Raw genomic sequence first — 16,175 nt, forward strand, 5'->3', positions numbered from 1 at the left:
GTCATGCTTGACGACATGATTTCAAGCGACGCGCGTCCGAGGCTCGGACTACCGATAGTGCTGCTGATGGCTGCAGCGACGGGTCTGTGCGCGGGCGGTAACTACTTCAATCAGCCACTCCTCGATTCCATCTCGGACCACTTGAACGTCTCGGCCTCCGCAGCGGCCGCGACGGTGACCATCGCACAGGTCGCGTATGCACTCGGATTGATACTTCTGGTTCCGGTAGGCGACATGGTCGACCGACGCAAGCTGACGGTAGGGCTCATGCTGCTGGCGGCGACCGGTCAAGCGGTCAGCGGATTTGCGCCCAACTTTGCCACCCTGGCAGTGGGAATCGCAGTGGCAGGGGTCTTTTCGGTTGCTGCCCAGGTGCTGATTCCGTTTGCCGCCTCACTGGCCGAACCTGAGAGGTCCGGTCAGGTAGTCGGAACGATCATGAGCGGACTGCTGATCGGAATCCTGTTGGCGCGCAGTGTTGCCGGCGTGCTCTCCGGACTGGGAGGGTGGTCGACGGTCTACAAGGTTGCGGCGGTTCTGATGGTGGTGATGGCCGTGGCACTGTGGCGATCTCTGCCTTCCGATTCCGCCGATCGACCGAAGGCAAGCTACGGCGCAACGCTCGTGTCGGTAGGGAAGTTGGCTGCGACCTTGCCTCGCCTGAGAACTCGATCGGCCATGGGCGGGCTGGCTTTTGCTGCCGTCAGCACAGTCTTCACGACAATGGCCTTTCTTCTCTCCGGCGAATTCGGCTACAGCGATACTCAAATCGGCCTGGTCGGACTACTCGGCGTGGCGGGAGCGTTGATGGCGACCGTGGCGGGCAGACTGGCCGATCGGGGATTGGGTCAGGTGGCGACGGGCGGAGCTATCGCGATTCTGTTGGTGTCGTGGCTTCCCTTTGCCTCCGGTGCCACGCATATAGTGTGGTTTCTTGTTGCCATCGTTCTTGCCGACCTCGCGCTGCAGGGAGTGCACGTCAGCAACCAGAACGTGATCTACGCCCTTGTCCCCGAAGCGCGTTCGCGTGTGAACTCGGTGTACATGACCACCTACTTCGTGGGTGCCGCCGTGGGCTCGGCTGTGGGGTCGATGGTGTGGAAGTCGTACGGCTGGAACGGAGTATGTATCGCCGGGTTGGTCTTCTCCGTTGCAACGGCGTTGGTGTGGATGCACGATCGCCGGCTGGAAAAGGCTGAACTGCGAATCCCGGAATCCCTTGTCTCGGTGGGATAGGCACCCGCACCTTCTCGGATCCCGCACCTGTCAGATTTCGGCGCCTGTCAGATTTCGGTACCGTCCACCAAGATCTTGCCGACGCGTTCGGGATAGAACGACACGTGGTTGTCGATCCCGGACGCTTCGGCGGTGGTGAACGGATAGAACCACGCCAGATCCTCGATCGGTGCGAGTTCGGTTGTGCCGGTGAAGGACAGATACGACGCAGTGCCCTTGTACGGGCAGGCCGTGGTGGTCGGGGACGGCACAAAGTACTCGCTGCGAACGTCGATTCTCGGAATGTAGTACCGCGTGGGCAGTCCGGTTTCGAACAGCAGTCTGGGTCGTGTCGTCTCGGCGACCAGTACGTCGCCGACAAAAACCTGGACGTGTCGGGACGAGGGGAGTGCGTCGATACGTACGTATGGATCGCGGGCGTGGACAAAGACCTGTTGATCCTCCTCGTACCAGGCGTCCATGCGATCCCAATAGAACGCGACGTACTCACTCAGGTCCAGGGAACCGTCGAACTGTTCGGGGTAGGACCAGACGGCGTCCTCGGCCCGGCGATCCCCGATCTCGATCGTCCAATAGGTGGCGTCACCTTTCCATGGGCAATGGGTGGTCGTCGACGTCGGGACGAGAAATTCGGTGCGAACGTCCGCACGAGGGATGTAGTACATCGGCAGGCGGCCGCGTTCGAAAAGGTACACCGAACGAGTGGTGTCCGCGACGGCGTGACCAGCGAAGAATGCTCGAATGCGGCGGGGGTTCGGCTCCAGTGCGATCCGCCCGTTGGAAGCTGTGATCTGTGTGTCTTCTGCGTGAGTCAGTGCTGTGGACATTCGCGAATGCTCCTGAGATCGGCAGGGTGGTCCTTCCCATCCTGCGCCCGGCAGCAGCTATTTGACAGGTTGGAGTCGAAATACGCGGATCTGGCGCCCGAATGCTCGATCGGCGTAGGTTTCGTACGGTGGCCACGTGGTGGTCGCGAGCTTCCACAGCTTCTTACGCGTGGCGCCCTCCGCCAGACTCGCACCGACCGGTATTTCGACGCCCTTCACTGTCACGATTGCGGTGGGGTTTGCCATCAAATTGAGTGTCCACGCTGGATGCGTATCCTGCCCCCAGTTGGATCCGACGACGACAAACGCATCGCCGTCGGGTGCATACAGAAGTGGCGTGGTGCGAGAACGGCCGGTCTTGCGGCCAGTGGTGGTGAGCAGTAGCTGGGTCACGGTGTTTTCGCCGACGAGTGAGAGCTTGCCGCCCGACACTCTCTGCACTGCTCGATCGAGCGGAACCAGATCCTTGCCGAGATCCGAGAACCATTGTGTATGGCCGACATTGCGCATCAATGACCGGTAGATATTGCGCATAGGACCCCTCGGTTTCTCGGCACTGTTTCGAGGCTGGTGCACCTCGACTCGAAAGAGTCTGCCACGTCAGGTCACAGATACCTGAGTCCCAAGGTCCCGAAAGGAATGAAGCGGTCAGCCGAATTCGGTTTTGGTGGAGTGGAATTGGGGCATACCTCCGAAACCGTTCGTGTGCGCGCGTTGGACGGCCATTGGAAGGTCAAGCCCCGTGGTCAAGCCCCCGTGGTCAAGCCTCCGAGGTCAAGACTCCGAGGTCAAGACTCCGTGGTCAAGACATCGGGCTCTAGCCACTCGACGCCGAGCAGTTCGGACAGCGACCGCAGACCGGATCGATCACCACCTTTCAGACCTGTGACCGAATTGAGATTGCGCAACATGACCGTGGCGACGTCCTCTTCCTTGGTGCCCACGCCGAAGGGTATGACCCATGGACACGTCTGGTAGTCGCGGTGTGACCGACCGAATGTCTGTTCTGCCGCGATCCCTGAGTATCGCGGTTGATGAAAGATTCCCGTCCGTGGCAACGAGGACGCGTGAGTGCCGTCGGGGAGTGCTTCGTTGGCGTGGAGCGAGATCGAGGTCGTGACATTGAAGACGATGACCGGTGCATCCCCGCGTTGAAACCGCAGACGTTGACCCTCCTTGTCCGGCACCGCGCCGAACAGTTTTGCCACCGAGATCCCGGCGTCTTCGATCATCTCGACCAGTGGATCGCCTGCCGTGGAGACGAATTCGACGGCCACCAACACCTGTTTGCCTGCCTTGACCTGCGCCTGCGCCCACTGGGCCGTCGATTCGGCGCGGATCATGCCCGCCTTCTGTCGATAGCGCAGAACAAGCGCACGGCCCCGCGCGATGTTGCGGCTCTTGCGGGCCAATCCCATTTCGTAGGCGTACTCGGCCCACTCGGTCTCGTACTCGGCGCGCTGGGCATGCGTGAGGTCGATCGGCATACCGTCGAGCGGAACGGGTCCCCACGGAGTCGGTCGATGAATCATCAAGGGCGGTTTGCTGTTCGACATCCATCCACGCACGGTCTCGAGCGCCTGGGATTGCAGGGTCGCTGATTCCTTCGCCTCTGCGCTCCACGTCCACTTCCCGTAGGACTTGTCCAGCGGAAGGCCGGACTCGACAAGCCTGGCACCCAGGTCGGACCAGTACTCCGAAGGTTCTGAATGCAGCTGCGCAAAAAGCGGCGCCAGGTAACGCTGATCTGCCGGCGTATGTCCCGGTGTTGCTGTCACGGACAGGACGAACGGCGCTTGCTCGTGTGAATTGGAAAAGCGCGCAACCTTCTCGAAGGCAGCTGTGCGCTGTGTGTCGTTGCTGTACAGCTGGGCCTCGTCCGCGATCACAACACCGAAGGTGTACTTGGGACGGCCGTTTCGCGCGATCAGCTTCTTCAATTGGTCAGGCGACATGATCAGCCAGCGGAATCCGCCGTCGCCCACCGAGGCGATGGAATAGCGCCAATGCGGAATGGTGATCTGTGCGGGTCGATCGACGAGGACGAGGATGTTGGTTTCGCCGCGTTCCTCGGCAATCGTCTTGGCCGACATCACTGCGATCAGCGTCTTACCCAGGCCGGCATTGTCTGCCAACAGAAATCCGCGTTTGCCGGCCCGAGCAGCGTCGACGACGGCCGCAGCCCCCGAAACCTGCTCGGGCCGAGGAATTTTGGGTGCAGCAACCGGGCGTTCGCCGGTGCTGTCATTGATGTCGTCCTCGACCCACTGCTGATACGAGAAGGGGAGTGCCTTGAACGGAGCGAGTTCTACGGGCAACTCCGTGCCCACCCACGCGTAGCTCTTCCATTTCTTGACGAACTGCGCACCAGGCGCCGGCGTCCGAAAGGGTACGTCGAGAAGCCAGACTCGTTCGCCCGGAGCAGCTGTCGGAACGTCGGGCATCACAGCGCGTGATCGTTTCTTTGCGACAGTCTTCTTTGCGGCGGTCTTTTTGGTTGCACTCTTCTTGGGAGCAGCCTTCTTCGGTGCAGCTTTCTTTGCGGCAGCCTTGCGTGCCGTGGTTGCTTTGCGTGGTGGCATCAGGCGGTTTCTGCTGTGAGGAATTCACGCAGCGTGAGCGCAGGCCGGCCGACAAGGTCCTCCACGGTGCTCGTGATCATCGCCAATTCACCCTGCGCGATTGCGGTGTACGTCGACACCCAAGCATCGAGCTCCCAATCGGGTGCGTTGTACGACGCCCGCGACTTGTAGGCTTCCTCGAGCGTTTCCTCGACGTACGTGGTCCGCTTGCCGGTGACCTCGGTGATGATGCTCGCGGCCTCGGAGAGCGTCAGTGCCTCGCGTCCGGTCAGGTTGTACGTCTGTCCGACATGAGAATCCAGATCCTGCAGAACCGACACGGCGACGGCAGCAATGTCGGACCGCGCTACCGCGCCGACAAGACCGTCACCTGCGGGTCCGCGGATCACACCGTCTTCACCGGCGAGAGCGGGTAGGAAATCGAGGTAGAAGCTGTCGCGCAGGAAGGTGAATGCGAGTCCGGAAGCGCGGATATGTTCCTCGGTGACCCAGTGATCGCGAGCGAGCGTGAACGTCGCGTCCGGAGCGGCACCGAGGAAAGACGTGTAGACGATGTGCCTGACCCCGGCCTCCGCTGCGGCGTCGATGAAGGTGCGGTGCTGATCCAGACGATCTGCGCTTTCGGCCGCCGAGACCATGAAGAGGGTGTCGATTCCGGCCAGAGCCGCGAGAGCGCTCTCCTGATCCCCGTACGTAGTCTCGGCCGAATCGGCACCGGGGAGCTGCGGCAATCGGTTGACCGAACGCGCGATCAGCCGCTGTGGGACACCGGCGTCGGCCAACGACCGGGCCACCAGTCCGCCGATATGGCCGGTAGCGCCGGTGACGGCGATCCTCGCAGACCGTGAATCTACGGACATGGTGCCCCTCCTTCGGTCGGTGTGCATCCCATCTTGCCGGAACCCACTCCCACGTCAGGTCACGACGCGACGATTACACCGCGAGCCACCGACAGAGCGTCGGACAAAGCTGTCCTGGTGTTGTCGTCGAGGGGCAGCAGGGGCCGGCGGGGGAGGCCGGCGTCGACGCCGAGAAATTCCAACCCGGCTTTGACCGTCGACGGCAGTCCGCGACTGACGAGGACCTTCAGTAGTGGCTCGATCTGTTCGAACACAGCGGCGGCACCCGACCGATCACCGGATTCGAGTAGACGCCAGAAGTGCACCACCTGTTCGGGGGCCAGACACGGTGCTGCCGTGCACCATCCGCTTGCGCCTGCAGAGAAAGATTGCAGTGCAAGAGGATTGCTGCCGTTGAAGAAGGGAATCGTGCCACCACTCAGTTCGTTGATGCGGTTCATGCGGGTGATGTCGCCGGTGGATTCCTTGATCATCGTGATGCCGTCGACGGTGGAGACGAGGTCGACGAGAAACTCCGGCGACATGTCGATCCCTGTGGTCGCGGGATTGTTGTAGATCATCGTGGGAATGTCGACGGAATCGGCGACCGCACTGACGTGTTCACGAATCTCCTGCTCACCCAGATGCCAGTACGACGTGGGGAGGATCATCATTGCGTCGGCACCGGCGTCTGCCGCGATCGATGCTCGGCGGAGTGCTCCCGCCGTCGTCAGATCCGACACTCCGACGACGGTGGGGACTCGTCGGTCGACGTAGTCGACAGTTTCCCGGGCGACCGACTCCCATTCGGCGTCGTCGAGATAGGCGCTCTCGCCGGTGCTGCCGAGTGGGGCTATCGCGTCGACACCACTGCTGATCATGCTGTCGAGGAGCGTGTGTAGCGGCTTGGGATCGAATGCTCCGGTGTCCCTGTCGAACGGGGTGATGGGGTAGGCGACGATTCCCTTGATTGTGCTGCTCATGGGGTTCTCTGTTCTGTTGGTGGGAAACGAAATTCAGTTGGTCAGTGCGTCGGGATGATTGCGGAGAGCCCGACGGGCGTAGTACGCGAAGTTCGCCTCGCTGCGCCGAGGGGTCAGTGTCCAATCGTGAGCCTCCTTCGCCAGGCGAGGCGGTAGCGGCTTGATGTCGCCGGCAGCCATTGCCAGCAACTGCAGCCGCGCGGCCCGCTCGATCAGATGCCCGAGGGAGCATGCTTCTTCGACCGTGTTGCCGACGACGAGTTGGCCGTGGTGGGCGAGCAGAATTGCCCGCTTGTCGCCGAGCGCAGCCGAAATGATCTCGCCCTCTTCGTTTCCCACGGGAACTCCGGGCCAGTCGGCGAGAAATGCGCAGTCGTCGTAGAGGGGCGCGATGTCCATTTGGGAGACGACGAGGGGAATCTCCAGCATCGACAACGCCGTCGCGTGCAGTGGGTGTGTGTGGACGATGCAGTTGACGTCGGGTCGGGCGCGGTAGATCCAACTGTGGAACCTGTTGGCGGGGTTCGGCATGCCCTCCCCGTCGAGGACTTCGAGGTCCTCGTTGACGAGCAGGAGGTTGTCCTCGGTGATCTCGTCGAACCCGAGGCCGAGTCGCTGGGTGACAAACGTGCCAGGCTGCTCACCGCGGGCGGAGATCTGGCCGGCGAGACCGGAATCGTGGCCGGCGTCCGACAGTGCGCGGCAGGTCAGTGCGATCTTCTGGCGAAGTGTCCAACTGCCTGTGGTTACTTCGGTGAGCATCTTCGTCTCGGCGGTGGCCATGAGTTCTTGCTTGCTCGCATGCATCGTGTCGGTCATGGGGTGTGCCTTTCTCGGGGCCCGGAATCAATGACATTCAGTCACCTATAGGACACAAAGTGTCATATAGGACGGAAATGTGCAACCCTCAGTGCGAGCGTCGCTGATCGTCGCAGGTCAATGTGTTGGTAGGGTGATGACACAAAGTCTCGTGAGGGGAACCGAATGGCAGCGTTTTTGCGAACACATCGGCGTCGCGCCGGTCTGACGCTCGAGGGCCTGGCCGAGCAGACCGGTCTGACGAAGAGCTATCTCTCGAAGGTCGAGCGGGGTATCAGTACCCCGTCGATCGCGGTGGCGCTCAAAATTGCACGGGTGCTCGATGCCGATGTGGGACAACTGTTCTCGGACAGTATGGAGGGCAATGCCATGACGATCGTGCGCGCCAAGGACCGCGTGATCGACCCGGCTTCCTCCGTGCAGTCTTCCGTCTACGATCCGATCGCGCCCTCCATGGTCGGAAAGGCCATGCAGCCGTTCGTGGTTCATCCGGCGTCGGTGATGGGTCCCAAGTTCATGGACCACACGGGAGAGGAGTTCGTGTTCGTGCACTCCGGATCCGTAGAATTCGAAATCCCCGGACAGACGATGCACCTCGACGCCGGCGACAGCCTGTATTTCGACGCGAATACGCCACACCGGATGCGATCGGTGTCGGCAGATCGTGCGGTGGTGCTGGTTGTCGTCTACGACAAGCCTTCGACTGGATCACCCAGCGGTGACTCACTGGAAGCGCACTGCGGGGTGAGCAGATGACCCTGGGGATCGACACGACACTGACGCTGCTCGCGGCCGGTCTGATCTTCCTTCTCTCCCTGTGCCTGGGAATCTGGAAGTACCGACAGATGGCCACCTCGGATAATCACCTCGCCCATCCGTATGTCGACATCGCCCACCGCGCAGCCCTGATGTACTCGTTTGCGACGCTGCTGATCGCGGTGTTCGTCGAACTCAGTGCGTGGCCGACGTGGATCAACCTGACCAGTGCCGCAGTGGTCGTGTTCTTCTTTCTCGCAGCGATTTTCAGCTACATCGCTCACGGTGCGATGAAGGACACCGACAATCAGTTCGAGTCCGCCGGTCCGCCCCTGCACCTCGGAATGTTCCTGCTGATTCTCGGTGAGGTTGGCGGATTCGCGGTCCTGCTCGCAGGTTTCGTGAAAGGTCAGTTCTTCTGACCGGGCTTCAGCGTCGGTGCTCGTAGCCGATCCAGGCGCGTCGACGCTCACCCATCGGGTCGTTCTCCACTCTGGACGTCTCGTCGAAGATCATCGTTTGCCGCTCCGGGACGGAGTAGGCGGGCCAATCCTGGTCCGGCACTCCGTGTCGGGCGAAATGGATCCAGTGGCGCTGCACGGTGGAGGTCACCGCGGCCAGTCCGCGACGTCCACCGACCGCGGTCAAGGCCGCGGTGAGTGCATCCGAACGGCCGAAGACCGCAAGCAATTCGGTGGCATGGGTAGCGCCCATGCCGATGAGTCTGAGCAGGCGAGGCGCAAAATCGTAGCGGTAACTGTAGGTAGGAGCTACCTGGCAATGGCCCTGTGCGCACAGTATTGCCGGTTCCCAGAAGGTGATGTCGCCGCCGAGATCGGCGGCAGCGAAACGATGCGGATACGTGGGATACGCCGCGAGCGCACGTGCTTTCACTTCAGGGGTGGTGTGGGAGAACATCTTCTCGATCCGAACCGGGTTGGTAGGCAAGATGTCGAGAACGCGCGGAAAGATCCGCCCCTCATGGAGATTCGAACCGACGAGCAGCGGAACGGGGTGGGCCCGTCCGGCGGCGAACACGTCGAGCGGGTGTTCGGGAAGAATGTCGTCACCCACTACAGGGGCGAATGCCCGTGTTCCGGGTTCTTCGTCCGCGCCGCGTCGCGCAAGTTCTTCGCCGGCGTCGACCAGTTCCTTCACCGAAGCGGAGCGCAGCCACGAGGCAGGATCGGTTTCCGGTGCGTCTGCGATCTCGAGGAACTCGCGCGCCCATCGCTGCGCTCGATCCTTTCCGTATGCCGAAGCAGCCGACGGACTTTGAGCAAGGGCCCGAGCAAACAACCCTCGGGCCGCGGGCGTTGCCATCAGAGTGGTGACAGCGTTGGCGCCGGACGATTCACCGAAGACGGTGACGGCGTTCGGGTCGCCACCGAAAGAGGCGATGTTGCGCTGGACCCACGTCAGTGCGGCGATCTGATCGCGCAATCCGAGGTTCGTGTCGAATGATTGTTCAGCAGTGGAATACTCACTGAAATCGAGGTAGCCCAACGCGCCGAGACGATATTGGATCGAGACGTAGACGATGTCGCCACGTTCGACCAGGCTCGTTCCGCGGTACATGGGCGTCGACGGATTCCCGCCGTTGTACGCGCCGCCGTGAATGAAGACCATGACCGGTCGCAACGAATCCGACGGTACCTGCGGGGCCACGACATTGACGAAGAGTGAGTTCTCGTCGAAGTTGCTCTTGCGCTGCGGAGACGGAGAGCCGAATGCTTCCGCCGGGCGGACACCATTCCAAGCCTCGACCGGCTGTGGTGTGCGAAATCTCGAGCGGCCGGTCGGGGCCGCTGCGTAGGGGATTGCTCGCCAGGTGCGCAGTCCTCGATCGAGGCGCCCGCGTACGACCCCGGAATCGAGAGTGATCTCGAGGGGGCTCGTCACGGTAGGGAGATGTCGGTGCCGTGGCTACGGTAACCGCTGTATCCCGACCAGGCCAAGCGTTGTTCACGTCTGGGATCGTTCTCGACGCGGACGATCTCGTCGAAGATCATGGTCCTACGCTCCTGCGCGTCGTAACGCGGCCACGACCCACGCGGCGAGCCGTGCTTGGCGAAGTGAAGCCAGTGTCCCTGAACGGATTCGGTGACTGCGCGCAGTCCGCGCCGACCGCCGGGAAGGGTGAGGCCGCGCCCGACAAGGGTGTCGCCGATACCGAAGACCGCGAACATCTCGAAACCGTGAGTGGCGTCGAGGCCGAGCCAACGCATCATGGTCGGCGCAAAGTCGAATCGGTAGGCGTACGTCGGCGCCGATTGTGCGTGAGCCTGCATCAACTCCACTGAAGGGTGCCAGAACGTGACGTCTCCACCGACATCGATCGCGGACTGCTCGTCGGGATAGCCGGGATAGGTTGCGAGGATGCGCTTTCCGGCCTCGGGATCGGTGAGAGCGAACATGGTGTCGATGCGCGACGGGTTGGTCGGGAGTGCGTCGAGCACCTTCGGGAACAGCGTTCCCTCCCGTCTGTTGGTGCCGATGATCATCGGAACCTGGTGTGCCGATCCTTCATTGACTGCGTCCAAGGGGGAGCGCGGCAGGAAGTCGCCGTCGACGACCGGACCGAAGGGATGTAGTCCAGGCGTGTTCGCCAGTACCTCGGCACCGAGTCTGCTGCCTGCTCGGCCCAATTCGACGGCAGTCGCCGAGGTCAAAGCCTTCGCGGGCGGTAGACCGGAATTGAGGATCTCGACGAAACGCGCGCCCCAGGCGTGCGATCGCTGCGTGCTCGAGACCAGATCAGGAGCCGAACTCTCGGCGATCGCACCAGCGAACAGTCCTTTGGCAGCCGGAGTAGCCATCAAGGTGGTGACGGCAGTGGCTCCGGCGGATTCACCGAAGATCGTGACTTTTTCAGGATCCCCACCGAAGGCAGCGATATTGCGCTGCACCCATTGCAGGGCCGCGACCTGATCGCGCAGTCCGAGGTTGGAATCGAATGCCCGCTCGGCCGTGGAGAAGGGTGTGAAATCGAGGTACCCCAGAGCACCGAGGCGGTAGTTGATCGAGACGTAGACGATGTCGCCGCGTTCGACGAGGGACACACCGGAGTACAAGCCGGTAGCCGAGGTCCCGATGGTGTTTGCCCCACCGTGGATGAAGACCATGACCGGAAGCGGGGTGTTACCGGCGTTCGCTGGAGCGAGCACGTTGAGTGTCAGACAGTCCTCGCTGCTCGGCTGGTACTTCCCGGGCGAAAGCAGCAGCCCCTTCTTGTGCTGGACCGAGGCGTCGCCGAACCTGGTCGCGTCGCGTTCTCCGGTCCATGGTGTGACCGGCTGTGGCCGCGTCAGACGCAGTGTTCCGACCGGCGGCCGGGCGTAGGGAATTCCGCGCCAGGCTCGAAGTTTTCCCACCCGGCGGCCGCGTAGGGTGCCGTCGGCTGTGGTCACAAGTATGTCGGACGCCATGTCGCGACTATACGTACTTCGGGATCGCGTCAGCGGCGAGCCTCCAGCAATCGAAGCCAGACCTCACTGACCGTCGGATACGAGGGCACCGCATGCCAGAGAGTTTCGAGTGGGACGGCGCCGACGACCGCGATTGTCGCCGCGTGCACCAGTTCGGATACTTCGGGCCCGGCAAAAGTAGCGCCGAGGATCACGTCGGTGGCCTTGTCGATGACCAACTTCGCGCGCCCGGAGTAGTCGTCGCGCAACAGCGAGGATCCTGCGACGGCCAGTTCGATCTCCACGACTTCGACGTCGTAGCCGTCGTCGCGAGCTTTCTTCTCGGTGCGTCCCACCCAGGCGATTTCGGGTGAGGTGAACACCACCTGGGGGACCTGTCCGTTGTCCGCCGACGCCGTGTAGCGAGGTCCCCTGAGTCCGCGGCTCTCGGCCCGCGCGGCGATGACGTCTCCGCAGACTCTCGCCTGATACTTGCCCATGTGGGTGAGGGGAGAGCGGCCGTTGATGTCGCCGACGGCGTAGAGCCACTCACCTTGGGCACAGAGGTGATCGTCAGTGGTGACGTACTTGCCGTCCTCGAGGCCGATGACGGACAAGCCGAGATCGGCCGATGTCGGCCCGCGGCCCGCCGCGACGATGACCTCGTCGACCTCGATCACACCGGAAGAGGTCTCGATGCTGACGGGTCCACCGTGGATGTGGCCCTCACCGGTGTCCTTGGCGTCGGGTCGCGACACCGAGTTGACGGCGGTGCTCAGTCGAACGTCGACGCCGCGGGCGCCGAGTGCTTCGGCAACCATCGTTCCGGCAAACGGTTCTGCCGATTTCAACAGAGCATCGCCTCTCACGAGCAGTGTCACGTGAGCGCCGAACGACGACAACCACGTTGCGCACTCCGTTGCGACGACTCCGCCGCCGATGACCGCCACCCGCGACGGAACCTCGTGGAGATTGGTCGCATCGCGGGACGTCCACGGGAGTGCTTCACGCAACCCCGGCGTCTTCGGGACAGTGGCAGTTGTGCCCGTGGCGAGTACAACGGCTTGGCGGGCGCGGAGCTTACGGGTCCCGTCGACGGTCACAGCGCGCTCGCCGTCGATCACCCCGTGGCCTTTGATCACGGTGATTCCCACGGAGGTGGCCCAGTCGACCTGCGACGAATCGTCGTGGTTGTGGGTGAACGAGTCGCGCCGTTTCAGGACGGCCTCGACGTCCAGCGGTCCGGCCGGGATCCCGGGCAAAGCGTCGGCCGCCTCGAGGACCTGCCCCGGGCGCAGTAGCGCCTTGCTGGGCATACAGGCCCAATACGAGCATTCACCGCCGACCAGTTCGTGTTCCACGATTGCGGCGGTGCGATTACTTCCGGCGATGGCGTACGCGGCGGCGTTCTCGCCGGCGGGCCCACCGCCGATCACGATGACATCGAATTCGTCGGTCATGGCTCCACGGTATGTCGGATCGGTCCGAGTTCGCTCGGTTACCGCCGGGTACGAGAACTCGAAGATGGTTACAGTTGCACCCATGACGCGGCAGAAGATTTTGATCACCGGTGCCAGTTCGGGTCTGGGTGAGGAGATGGCCAGGAGATTCGCCGCGGCCGGTCGCGACCTCGCGTTGTGTGCCCGGCGGACGGATCGTCTCGACACGCTGCGTGGGGAGCTGGTGGCGCAGTACCCGTCGATCAGCGTCGCAGTGCGCGAACTCGATGTGACCGAACACGATTCCGTCGTCCGGGTTTTCGGTGAGCTGCGCGACGAGTTGGGTGGCCTGGACCGGGTGATCGTGAACGCCGGGCTTGGCAAGGGCGCCAAGATCGGAACCGGAAAAGCGCACGCGAATCTTGCAACAGCGCAGACGAATTTTGTCGGCGCGCTGTCGCAGTGTGAAGCTGCGCTCGAGATATTCCGCGCGCAGGACGCCGGACACCTCGTTCTCGTGTCCTCGATCAGCGCGGATCGGGGGCTACCCGGGCCAAAAGCGGCCTATTCGGCAAGCAAGGCCGGGGTAGCGGCTCTGGGTGAGGCGCTCAGTATCGAGTTGGCGCGCACACCTATTCGCGTCACCACCCTGCTGCCGGGCTTCATCAAGACCGACATGTCCGCCGGCGCCGGCGACGACGCAGCGCTCATGGCCAGTTTGGACGAAGGCGTCAGTGCCATGGTCGACGCCATCGAGAAGGAAACCACCCGAGCGGCGCTACCCGGCCTCAAGTGGCAAGGGATAGATGCGGCCCTACGATTCCTGCCCAACTCCGTGACAGCGAGGTTTGTCTGATGAGCATCCACATCTCGAACGGTAAGCCCCGCGTAGTGATCGTCGGTGGCGGCTTCGGTGGACTGTACGCAGCGAGACGACTCAAGAAGGCCGACGTCGAGGTGGTTCTGATCGACCGAGGGACCAGCCACGTCTTCCAGCCCCTGCTCTACCAGTGCGCCACGGGTCTGCTCTCCGAAGGGCAGATCGCAAGTCCGCTGCGACATCTGCTCGAGGACAACAAGAACACGAACGTCGTTCTGGGCGAGGCCAAGTCGGTGGACGCGGACGCCGGAACACTGACTGCCAGTCGCTTCGACGGGTCGACCTTCGAATTGCCGTACGACTACCTGATCGTGGCGGCTGGAATGCGCCAGTCGTACCACGGTCAGGACGAGTTCATCAAATGGGCGCCCGGCATGAAAACCCTCGACGACGCTTTGGCGATCAGACGCAGTCTCATTGCTGCGTTCGAGATGGCCGAATCGCTCCCGACAGCGGAAGAACGTCGACCGTGGCTGACATTCGCCGTGGCGGGCGGCGGACCCACCGGCGTCGAATTAGCCGGACAGATCCGCGAATTGGCAATGCACGCGCTCACAAACGAGTTCAGGTCCATCGACCCGGACGAGGCAAGGGTACTGCTCTTCCACGGCGACGATCGGGTGCTCCCTTCGTTCAGTCGCAAGCTCTCGGCCGCCGCCAAACGTACTCTCGACGGGATCGGCGTCGAGACTCACCTCGGCGTGCACGTCACCGACGTGTGCGAGACCAGCATCGAGACGACGGACAAGAAGACAAAAGAGAAGCGGCAGTACGAGACTCGCACGATTCTATGGACCGCGGGCGTCGAAGCAGTGCCGTTCGCCGAGGCACTGGCCACGGCGCTGGGTGTGAAGCAGGTCGGCGGAGGCCGCATCGAGGTGGAAGCCGATCTGACCGTTCCCGGCCACCCGAACGTCTACGTGGTGGGCGACCTCATGTCGCGGGACAAACTTGCCGGGGTGGCCGAGGTCGCGATGCAGGGTGGTCGGCACGTCGGTGCCCGGATCGCTGCAACGGTGGAAAACGGCGTGCCCAGCCGAAAACCGTTCAAGTACCGCGATCTTGGAACCGCGGCCTACATTTCGCGACGCCACGCGTTGCTTCAGGCAGGGCCGGTCCAGTTGTCCGGGTTCATCGGATGGGTGTCATGGGGAATCATCCACATCGCGTTCCTCGCGGGGTTCCGCAATCGCGCCAGCACGGTGCTGAACTGGGGCGCAACCCTGGCGTCGAAAACGCGTCGGGAACGGGCAATCACGTACGGCGACCCCGAAACCGCGCGGCAGCCGTACAACTGAGGGTTACTCAGTCTTGAACACGGGGTTTCCGGCGGCGTCGATCATCCACCACAGGCTGCCGACGCTCTGTCCGAGCATGTCTCCGGGAACCTTGTCGTCGAGGTACCGATAGACGGGCTTGCCGTTGACGGTGATCTGGAAAGATCCTTCAGGCCCGTCGACAGTGTCGATGACGGCGTCGATTCCTTCGACGATCGGCGAATCCGTGACCGAGGTGACCGCCGGCCAGTAACGCAGGCACGCTTCGTCGCACGACCCGGCTTGTGAGTTCTCCTCGTCCGGGTTGTAGACGTAGACGGTCATGTTTTCGCCGTCGACGGCGATCGTCCCGAGTGGGGAGTCGGCGGTCTTCAGCAGGGGTGCATCAGCGGCGGCGGGTGGCGACAGCGACGTCGCAATGGCAGTGACGTTGTCTGCGCTGTCCCCGGAATCGAGGGCGTCGGGCGAGCAACCGGTGAGGATCAGGGCGCTACTCGCAACCGTCGCGAACAACCACTGTCTGCGCATGACGTCTCCGTTCTGGGCGGGAGTGCTCGGGACAAGCAATCGGGGATACCCGTTGCGGACGAGCTGAAAACGCCGGGCGTCCGGATTCCTCGACAATAGCTCTGTTACAGAGCTATTGTGAGGTGTGGATGAAATCGGAGCAGATCACAGGCTTTCGGATGATGTCCTGGAGACGCTCGGGCAATTGCGCCGGGGTACGAGGAAGGCATCGGGGCGACCGTTTGCGGAACGACCGCTCGCCGGCGCCCAAATCGAACTCGTCAGGCTGCTACGGCGCAACCCGGGTCTGTCGGTGGCTGAGGCTGCCGGGCGATTGGGTGTCGCGGCAAACACGGTGTCCACCCTGGTTCGGCAGCTCGTCGACGATGGAGTGATCGAACGGGTTGCCGACGAGGCTGATCGACGCGTCGCGCGATTGGTCCTCTCGGACGAGGCGCGCGCCCGCGTCGAAGTGTGGCGTGATCGCCGGAGTGTGATTGTCGGTCAGGCATTGTCGAGTCTGACCGGAGAAGACAGGGCGAGGATCGAGGCTGCGCTACCAGCCCTGTCGCGATTGGCGAGCGCTCTGGCAGCAGCCGGATCAGAAGGTGAGGGGCAGTGAG

At 62.8% G+C, this 16,175-nt stretch carries 16 protein-coding genes; 6 read left to right on the top strand and 10 right to left on the bottom strand.

Features of this window, described 5'->3' with window-relative positions; all coding sequences use genetic code 11:
- The first annotated feature begins 3 nt into the window (after positions 1-3).
- Positions 4-1,236: an MFS transporter gene (locus tag AC1DVN_RS19265; RefSeq protein WP_092763097.1), complete on the top strand. Its 1,233-nt coding sequence runs from the start codon at positions 4-6 to the stop codon at positions 1,234-1,236.
- A gap of 47 nt (positions 1,237-1,283) precedes the next feature.
- Here AC1DVN_RS19265 and AC1DVN_RS19270 read toward each other — a convergent pair whose 3' ends face one another.
- The 6 genes from AC1DVN_RS19270 to AC1DVN_RS19295 form a co-directional block, all read right to left on the bottom strand.
- Positions 1,284-2,063, bottom strand: a complete 780-nt coding sequence (locus AC1DVN_RS19270; RefSeq protein WP_029255945.1) for a DUF427 domain-containing protein — start codon at positions 2,061-2,063, stop codon at positions 1,284-1,286.
- 57 nt (positions 2,064-2,120) lie between these two features.
- Positions 2,121-2,597: a nitroreductase/quinone reductase family protein gene (locus AC1DVN_RS19275; RefSeq protein WP_019744776.1), complete on the bottom strand. Its 477-nt coding sequence runs from the start codon at positions 2,595-2,597 to the stop codon at positions 2,121-2,123.
- 254 nt (positions 2,598-2,851) lie between these two features.
- Positions 2,852-4,645, bottom strand: coding sequence for a DEAD/DEAH box helicase family protein (locus AC1DVN_RS19280; protein ID WP_477994129.1), 1,794 nt, complete (start codon positions 4,643-4,645; stop codon positions 2,852-2,854).
- Positions 4,645-5,505, bottom strand: coding sequence for an SDR family oxidoreductase (locus AC1DVN_RS19285; RefSeq protein ID WP_019744774.1), 861 nt, complete (start codon positions 5,503-5,505; stop codon positions 4,645-4,647). The genes AC1DVN_RS19280 and AC1DVN_RS19285 overlap by 1 nt, the downstream gene beginning before the upstream one ends.
- A 59-nt stretch (positions 5,506-5,564) precedes the next feature.
- On the bottom strand, positions 5,565-6,467 hold the full coding sequence (locus AC1DVN_RS19290; protein ID WP_019744773.1) for a dihydrodipicolinate synthase family protein: 903 nt from the start codon (positions 6,465-6,467) through the stop codon (positions 5,565-5,567).
- A gap of 33 nt (positions 6,468-6,500) precedes the next feature.
- Positions 6,501-7,286 (bottom strand): aldolase, encoded by a 786-nt coding sequence (locus tag AC1DVN_RS19295; RefSeq protein WP_019744772.1) that lies wholly within the window; start codon positions 7,284-7,286, stop codon positions 6,501-6,503.
- A 165-nt stretch (positions 7,287-7,451) separates the two neighbouring features.
- Here AC1DVN_RS19295 and AC1DVN_RS19300 point away from each other — a divergent pair, with 165 nt between their 5' ends.
- Positions 7,452-8,042 carry a helix-turn-helix domain-containing protein gene (locus AC1DVN_RS19300; RefSeq protein WP_019744771.1) on the top strand — a complete coding sequence of 197 codons (591 nt, stop codon included), beginning with the start codon at positions 7,452-7,454 and terminating at the stop codon, positions 8,040-8,042.
- Positions 8,039-8,464 carry a hypothetical protein gene (locus AC1DVN_RS19305; RefSeq protein WP_003946354.1) on the top strand — a complete coding sequence of 142 codons (426 nt, stop codon included), beginning with the start codon at positions 8,039-8,041 and terminating at the stop codon, positions 8,462-8,464. Before AC1DVN_RS19300 ends, AC1DVN_RS19305 begins: the two co-directional genes overlap by 4 nt.
- Before the next feature lie 7 nt (positions 8,465-8,471).
- On the opposite strand, the gene AC1DVN_RS19310 is transcribed toward AC1DVN_RS19305, so the two are convergent.
- Genes AC1DVN_RS19310 through AC1DVN_RS19320 form a run of 3 tightly spaced genes read right to left on the bottom strand, consistent with a single transcriptional unit; the run spans position 8,472 to position 12,909 of the window.
- A complete protein-coding gene (locus AC1DVN_RS19310; RefSeq protein WP_477994130.1) occupies positions 8,472-9,944 on the bottom strand; it encodes a carboxylesterase/lipase family protein in 1,473 nt (490 codons plus the stop codon).
- Entirely contained in the window at positions 9,941-11,470 is a 1,530-nt protein-coding gene (locus AC1DVN_RS19315; protein WP_019744769.1) for a carboxylesterase/lipase family protein, read from the bottom strand. The genes AC1DVN_RS19310 and AC1DVN_RS19315 overlap by 4 nt, the downstream gene beginning before the upstream one ends.
- Before the next feature lie 29 nt (positions 11,471-11,499).
- Positions 11,500-12,909 (bottom strand): dihydrolipoyl dehydrogenase family protein, encoded by a 1,410-nt coding sequence (locus AC1DVN_RS19320; RefSeq protein ID WP_029536867.1) that lies wholly within the window; start codon positions 12,907-12,909, stop codon positions 11,500-11,502.
- An 82-nt stretch (positions 12,910-12,991) separates the two neighbouring features.
- Here AC1DVN_RS19320 and AC1DVN_RS19325 point away from each other — a divergent pair, with 82 nt between their 5' ends.
- Positions 12,992-13,744: an SDR family oxidoreductase gene (locus AC1DVN_RS19325; RefSeq protein ID WP_019744767.1), complete on the top strand. Its 753-nt coding sequence runs from the start codon at positions 12,992-12,994 to the stop codon at positions 13,742-13,744.
- Positions 13,744-15,066 carry an NAD(P)/FAD-dependent oxidoreductase gene (locus tag AC1DVN_RS19330; protein ID WP_019744766.1) on the top strand — a complete coding sequence of 441 codons (1,323 nt, stop codon included), beginning with the start codon at positions 13,744-13,746 and terminating at the stop codon, positions 15,064-15,066. Before AC1DVN_RS19325 ends, AC1DVN_RS19330 begins: the two co-directional genes overlap by 1 nt.
- Positions 15,067-15,069: 3 nt before the next feature.
- Here AC1DVN_RS19330 and AC1DVN_RS19335 read toward each other — a convergent pair whose 3' ends face one another.
- A complete protein-coding gene (locus AC1DVN_RS19335; RefSeq protein ID WP_477994131.1) occupies positions 15,070-15,573 on the bottom strand; it encodes a COG4315 family predicted lipoprotein in 504 nt (167 codons plus the stop codon).
- Positions 15,574-15,697: 124 nt separating this feature from the next.
- On the opposite strand from AC1DVN_RS19335, the gene AC1DVN_RS19340 reads away from it, so the two are divergent.
- The gene (locus tag AC1DVN_RS19340) at positions 15,698-16,174 is read left to right on the top strand and encodes a MarR family winged helix-turn-helix transcriptional regulator (RefSeq protein WP_408989328.1); all 477 of its coding nucleotides are present in this window, start codon (positions 15,698-15,700) and stop codon (positions 16,172-16,174) included.
- Position 16,175 lies beyond the last annotated feature (1 nt).

The organism is Rhodococcus sp. P4_E4 (assembly GCF_056401575.1).